This window comes from Pseudomonas sp. P106(2024) (assembly GCF_057480815.1).
In genome coordinates, this window is sequence record NZ_JBLIYU010000057.1 from 1 (window position 1) to 430 (window position 430).

Genomic DNA, 430 nt, shown 5'->3' on the forward strand with positions numbered 1-430 from the left:
CTTAGCCTGAATAACCAGCAGTGAAACTGGCATTCAGTCTATCTATCACATATCCGAATTTTTAAAGAACGATCTGACAAAAGTCAGAAATCAACATTCGATCCGAATGCTCATTTCTGAGTTTGATCAAGCAAGTACAGCGAAGTGGTGGAGCCAAGCGGGATCGAACCGCTGACCTCCTGCGTGCAAGGCAGGCGCTCTCCCAGCTGAGCTATGGCCCCGCATATTGGTAGGTCTGGGCAGATTTGAACTGCCGACCTCACCCTTATCAGGGGTGCGCTCTAACCAACTGAGCTACAGACCTATATAGGGTCTTGATCGTCTTTACAGCATGAATCAAGCAATTCGTGTGGGAGCTCATCAGCAGGCTGATGTCTTCGATTAAGGAGGTGATCCAGCCGCAGGTTCCCCTACGGCTACCTTGTTACGA

At 49.5% G+C, this 430-nt stretch carries 2 tRNA genes; both read right to left on the reverse strand.

Features of this window, described 5'->3' with window-relative positions:
- Positions 1-145: 145 nt before the first annotated feature.
- Positions 146-221, reverse strand: a tRNA-Ala gene (locus tag AC25M7_RS25490).
- A gap of 6 nt (positions 222-227) precedes the next feature.
- Positions 228-304 (reverse strand) — tRNA-Ile (locus AC25M7_RS25495).
- Positions 305-430 lie beyond the last annotated feature (126 nt).